This window comes from Protofrankia sp. Cas8, from assembly GCF_963555845.1.
Taxonomy (GTDB): Bacteria; Actinomycetota; Actinomycetes; order Frankiales; family Frankiaceae; genus Protofrankia.
On record NZ_CAUVXI010000250.1, the window covers coordinates 1 to 5,467 of the forward strand.

8 protein-coding genes are annotated in these 5,467 nt (G+C 63.6%); 2 read left to right on the plus strand and 6 right to left on the minus strand.

The genetic code is table 11. The annotated features are described in order from the left end of the window. On the minus strand, nucleotides 1-732 hold a 732-nt coding region (locus U9977_RS24105), incomplete at its 3' end, for a caspase family protein (protein ID WP_322751569.1). Between the two features lie 485 nt (nucleotides 733-1,217). After that, nucleotides 1,218-1,553, minus strand: a complete 336-nt coding sequence (locus tag U9977_RS24110; protein ID WP_322751570.1) for a transposase family protein — start codon at nucleotides 1,551-1,553, stop codon at nucleotides 1,218-1,220. 198 nt (nucleotides 1,554-1,751) lie between these two features. On the opposite strand from U9977_RS24110, the gene U9977_RS24115 reads away from it, so the two are divergent. Together U9977_RS24115 and U9977_RS24120 are read left to right on the plus strand one after the other, a co-directional pair. Then, a complete protein-coding gene (locus U9977_RS24115; protein ID WP_322751571.1) occupies nucleotides 1,752-2,111 on the plus strand; it encodes a DUF952 domain-containing protein in 360 nt (119 codons plus the stop codon). Between the two features lie 287 nt (nucleotides 2,112-2,398). Then, entirely contained in the window at nucleotides 2,399-2,536 is a 138-nt protein-coding gene (locus tag U9977_RS24120; RefSeq protein WP_322751572.1) for a hypothetical protein, read from the plus strand. A 266-nt stretch (nucleotides 2,537-2,802) separates the two neighbouring features. On the opposite strand, the gene U9977_RS24125 is transcribed toward U9977_RS24120, so the two are convergent. The 4 genes from U9977_RS24125 to U9977_RS24140 all read right to left on the minus strand — a co-directional run bounded on the left by U9977_RS24125 (nucleotide 2,803) and on the right by U9977_RS24140 (nucleotide 5,085). Then, nucleotides 2,803-3,231 carry a type II toxin-antitoxin system VapC family toxin gene (locus U9977_RS24125; protein ID WP_322751573.1) on the minus strand — a complete coding sequence of 143 codons (429 nt, stop codon included), beginning with the start codon at nucleotides 3,229-3,231 and terminating at the stop codon, nucleotides 2,803-2,805. Beyond that, complete coding sequence (locus U9977_RS24130; protein ID WP_322751574.1) at nucleotides 3,228-3,488, minus strand: hypothetical protein; 261 nt, start codon at nucleotides 3,486-3,488, stop codon at nucleotides 3,228-3,230. The genes U9977_RS24125 and U9977_RS24130 overlap by 4 nt, the downstream gene beginning before the upstream one ends. Before the next feature lie 299 nt (nucleotides 3,489-3,787). After that, nucleotides 3,788-4,534 carry an SDR family oxidoreductase gene (locus U9977_RS24135; RefSeq protein ID WP_322751575.1) on the minus strand — a complete coding sequence of 249 codons (747 nt, stop codon included), beginning with the start codon at nucleotides 4,532-4,534 and terminating at the stop codon, nucleotides 3,788-3,790. Nucleotides 4,535-4,836: 302 nt separating this feature from the next. Then, nucleotides 4,837-5,085, minus strand: coding sequence for a hypothetical protein (locus tag U9977_RS24140; RefSeq protein ID WP_322751576.1), 249 nt, complete (start codon nucleotides 5,083-5,085; stop codon nucleotides 4,837-4,839). Nucleotides 5,086-5,467 lie beyond the last annotated feature (382 nt).

Below are 5,467 nucleotides of genomic sequence, written 5' to 3' on the forward strand. Positions count from 1 at the left end.
GAGGCTGGCCGCCACCCGCCCTACCTGGATGCTCCTTATGTCAGGTTCGAATATCCGTCGCCGCAGGTGAGCATAAATGTATTCGAGATCGAATTCGGCTGGGCCGACCGCATCACCTTCGCGTAAGAGGCGAACCAGTTCGTCACCGAACACGGTGTATCGCCCAAAGGGCGCGAGCGCGGTTTCATCGACGGCGGTTGAGACGAGTAGATGGATGCCGTGCGCGTCCGCTTGACCCACCACGTCCCAGTCCAGAACCCTCGGCGCGCCGGCCACACCTCCGGGAACGCAGAGATCCAAGATGACGACTACCGACTCGGCCCGACAGTCAGCCAGCGCGTCTTGAAGCTCGGAGTAGGCCAACACGCTGTCGTCGATTCCCTCGCGATGATCATCGGTGCCAGCTGTTGCGAGGTACAGCTTGCCGTCGCCGCCGGTCAGTCCGTATCCCACGTAGTACAGCAGAAAAGCGTCCGTGGCCCGCTCTGCCACCACCGCGATGAGGTTGCGTAGCATCTGCGGCCCGCTAGGGTCGACATGCATGTGCAATCTGGTCGGGTCCAGACCACACTCGTCGACAAGTGCCTTGCCGATATGGCTCACCGTCGCCGCCACGGCCGGGAAAATTGAGGCCGGCTCGGAGCCCCCCGGCGAAACTGCCGCATACGGGCGGTGGGTGCCAGGACCCACGAGCAGAGCCCGTGATCCGGGCGAGCTAAGGGTGTTGGTCACTGAAATGACCTTGCGAGAAGCCATCGAACTCGCCTCACCACGGGCGTGCGAGCGCTCGACCGTGGCGGCGTATCTCCGCGCCCGGTTCCCGCCATGCGCGCACTTCCTCCCGTCCGCGTGCTGCCGGTTTCCGGCCCCAACTCGGCCGACTCTACTAGCCGTTCATGACATACCCATGGGATGTTGGTGAAATTACGGTTCTGCGCTGACTGTCCGTGGTTCCCGCCAGGGTCGGTAGTCTATCGACGTGCGAGGCCCTTGGCCGCCTGCCCTATTCTGACTACGTAGGGTGATGAAAGTGGAGCATTCGTTGCTCAAGCCGTGGCCCACGAGACGCGCACCCATCGGCAAAGTCGGACGCTGCGCTGGCTTGGCCCGCGCGTCGTGGGTCCAGTCGTCGGGATTGCTGGTGCAGAAGGCCGTCGAGCTTGATCCGGCAAGTTGACCTTGGTGGGCCAGATGCGAGCTCTGGGTAACCATTTAAGTCATCCAGAAACCATTCCTGTTTTCTTGATCCTATCGAAGGTGAGGCGGCGCTCCGCGTGTTCTTCGTTGAGTTTCTGTAGACCAACGACGGCCTGAATGTCGGTGTCGATACGACTCAGGTCACTTCGGTAGCGGGTCGCCGTGATGCGCCAGTTCTTCAGGTGTGCAATCGCCCACTCCACCGCTATCTTGATCTTGAAGAGTCGCGTGTTGAACTCCTTGTCCGCCTCCGTGAGATCAGCCCCAGGTTTCTTCTTGACCAAACTGATCGCGGAAGAACCCTGATGGTCTTTGTCGCCAAGCAGGCCACCGGAGTATTCCACCAATCGCGCCAACTCGGCCTCATCGAATCAGATCTGGATCAAGCGTGTAGCACGGGCCTCGACGCCCTGAATCTCGCGACGAAACTCCACTCTACTCGCATCGTTCATTAAATCGGCGACTTTCGGCGTCGCCTCCATGGCCATCATGGAAACAATCCAGCTGTCAACCGGTTCATCGCCCAGGCGGTCGAATTGTCAGGAGTAGGCTGAATGAAGAAAATTTACCATATCGCAGCCGCCGCCGACTGGAAGCATGCGAAACTCCACGGCGAGTATCGAATATCGACACGAGGCAGGTCGCTGGACGACCAAGGATTCATTCATGCCAGTGAGCCTCATCAAGTGGCTCTGGTCGCAAATATGATCTACAAGGGAGACCGAAACCTGCTGCTCCTGATTATCGACGTAAGTCGTGTCACGTCAGAAATCAGGTACGAGCATGTACCTGGATGGAAGGATCTATTTCCGCACATTTACGGACCGCTCGATGTTGATGCGGTTGTAGAAACAGTTCCCCTTGAAGCGGACATCGACGGAATATTTTCGTTTTCACCCAAGAGCAGGCAGTGAAATCGAGACGTCATATCCGTTCGGCAAATCGGTCGATGGTTGGCCTCGTGGATCTCCGACCGCACAGTATGTGGTCATCCGAGTCGAGGGCCGATGGGGCAGGTCGGGGACACTACGGTGGGTGGCAGTTGGCCGCGGCGGACGTGCGACGGGGGTGGGTGTGGGCGTCGAGGGTTCGCCGTACAGTGATCTCTGGCGAGGCCGATACGCCCGGCGGGCATCCGGGCTGGTCGCCTTGGAGGTCCGGGCATCGTTCGCGGTAGCATCTCCAACCGGAGATTGTTTCCTTGGCCGGTGGGATACCGAACGTCAGTGCGCTGCCGTTTTATGCGGTGGCGGCGATGATGGCGGACCTGGTCAGTCACCGGGGTGCGATCGTGCCGCAGTACGGCCTGGCCCAGGGCGACCCAGGGCCATATTTCTGAAGCCCTATATTGTTAGGGCGACCGGCAATAGGGACGCGGCGTCGCGGGGCCGGGGCACGCACCTCGCCACATCGCTCCCCATCCATCGCTGCGCGATGCACGGGTACCCCGGCTCCGTCGGTCGACACCCAACACCTCCGGTGCCTCTCTCCTCGCACCTCGCGATCTACGCACCCCAGCCCCACTCCTTGATCCACACCCCTATTGCCGGGCGCTCTTAGTCGGCATTGACTGCCGACAGAGAAACGGATCGGTCGCCGGGTGAGTTACTGGAGGGGGTTGATCCATTTCAGGTTGGGAAACCTGGCGAAGTCGGTGTCGTTGGAGTGCATCTCGCCCTGGTGCTCGATGGCATAGGCGGCCAGTTGGACATCGGTGATCAGATTTCCCGCGGTGCCGATCTCTTTGAGGAGCTCGAGTGCGATGCGCAGGTGTTCAGGACCTGGTACGAGAAGGTCGACGTTGGGTTGCTCGAGCCAGCCGTGCACGTATTCGACGGCGTCGTTGACGGCCAGCGGCGACTGGAGTACCCGAGCATGTGTGGCAATCCGCAGGAAGCCGAACACAGCGGGCTGGGTCAGGCCGACGCGGGCCGTGCTGTTGATTGTTTGTTCCCACCACGCGTGCGCGCGAGGGTGTTGCGGGAAGCCGGAGATCACCGCGTAGAGCAGCAGGTTGACGTCAGGGACGATCATGAGCCGCGCTGTGCGTTGTCGAGGATCGCCTCGTCTTCCAGCTCGTCGGCCAGCCCGTTGAACCCGGACGGATCGAAGCCCGGCCGCACAGCCGACTCGTGCGGCGTCAGGTGGTACGGCTCCTGCCGAGCGACGCGTGGCGCCAAGGCGCGTCGCAGCGCGTCGTTGACGATCTGCTTCATCGGGCGATGTTCGCGATGGACGGCCTCCTCGACCAGCCGGGCAACATCATCATCGAGAGTCAGGGTGGTCCGCATGTAAGGCATCATGATGTCTTCGATTTGATGCGTCAAGATGCTTCCATGCTTCTGCGAGATTCCAGAATCCCGATTTAGAGCGCCCGGCAGTAGGGGCGTGGATGAAGGAGCGGGGCTGGGGTGCGTGCATCGCGAGGCGGAGGAGGGAGGCACCCTGGTTGTGGGTGTCGACTGACGACAACGTGGCGAGGTGCGTGCCCCAGCCCCGCGACGCCGCGTCCCTATTGCCGGTCGCTCTTAGGGGTAAATTACACTTTTATTCACTGCGAGACTGACCATCCGATGACCGTGCGCGCCGGTCAGGCCCGGTGGAGCTGCTCCCCCGGCCGGGTGACGACGATCTCCGGAACGACCGCGTGCGCGGACAGTCGGGTGACCGACATGACGAGTTCGGCGATGTCCGCAGTTGCGATCATGGAAGTGGGGTCGAGCTGCTCGTGCATCCAGGCCGTCATGTCAGTGTGGACGTAGCCGGGGCAGATCGCGGTGGCCGACACTCCCGCGCCGGAGACCTCCGCGTTGATCGACCGACACAGCGAGGCGAGCGCGGCCTTCGTTGCTCCGTAGGCCGCCAGCGCCGGCTCCGCGTACACACCCGTGATCGACGACAGGGCTATGATTTTCACACCGCGGGTGGGATGGTCACGGGCCGTCGTCCGCATCACCGGCAACAGGGCCTGGACGAGCACGTACGGCGCCCGGACGTTGACCGCGAACTGGCGGTCGAACCGGTGCAGCGGCGCAGTGTCAAGGGCGGCGGCGTAGCCGATACCGGCTGACATCACCAGCACGTCGAGCCGGTCGTAGGCTTCGACGTGTTCCGCGGCAAGGCCCGTCACGTCCTGCTCGACGGCCATGTCGGCGCGGTGAGGGCGTACCGTGCCGCCGGCCGCCGAGAGTTCCGCGGCAACGTCGGCGAGCCCGGCGGCGTTCCGCGCGGAGATCGTGAGGTCATAGCCGGCCGCGGCGAGCGACCGGGCGATCGTCAGGCCGATCCCGCGCGATGCTCCGGTGACGAGCCCGACGGGGCGGGGGGAGCCGGTCACCCTGACGCTCCCTGTTCGCTCCCCGCCTGGCAGGGAGATCTGGTTACCGCATGGCCGATCAACTGCTGATCGCCTCCAGGCCGGCGGCTGCCGGCGCCGGGACCGCGCTGCCGGCCGAGGTACCGCGCCAGCTCCACCACCTCGGGATCCTGACGCAGATCAACCGACACGAAGCAGCTCCGTCCTCGTGCATCGTCGTGGGTCCAGCGCTGATCTTGGCGGCCGGACGCTCTCATGCACGGTAGCCGCCCAGCCGGGCTTGGAGCCAGCAGTGTCGATGACGCCCGCCGTGCTCGCCAGGTTCACTCATTCGACGCCGTCGGACCCCGGGGTGGTGGCGTTGCCGTACCCGGCGGGGGGCGGCGCGCCGGGTCTTCAAGGCGGGCGGGATCGTGCTCGGCGGCCTCGAGGACGTGACCGACATCGTGACCGACATAGTGGCCGGTACGTGTCGGCAGCGGGGTTGGACTGGTCGTGCTCACGACGCCGCTCGGGCGCTGGAGCTCAACCTCGTTACCGAGGTTGTGGCGGATGAGGCTCTCGCGGACCATGCCCTGGCGCTGACCCTCCCGTCATTCCCCAGCGCTGCGACGGCACCTGGGTGTCTCGCCGACGCGCAACCATCACGCATCCCACGTGCCATCGTCGACCAGGGCTGCGAATAGTGGCCCTACGTCACGGACCGGACCGCACTTTCGTCTGACGACATCCACCGGCCCGGCCGCCACCGTGCGAACGCTCAGGCCACCGTCCGAACCGAGGTTTTGGAGCCCCGCAGGGTCCATACGATCAGCACGTTTCATCCCATGACATCACGACTTGCGAGTTCGTCGCACTGACTCCTTGAGGCCGCCCCTACCCGTCCAGCGTGGCGGCCGAGTCCTTGAAGCTCATGAGCGCGCCCGAGTACCGGAAGTACCGCACCATCCTGTA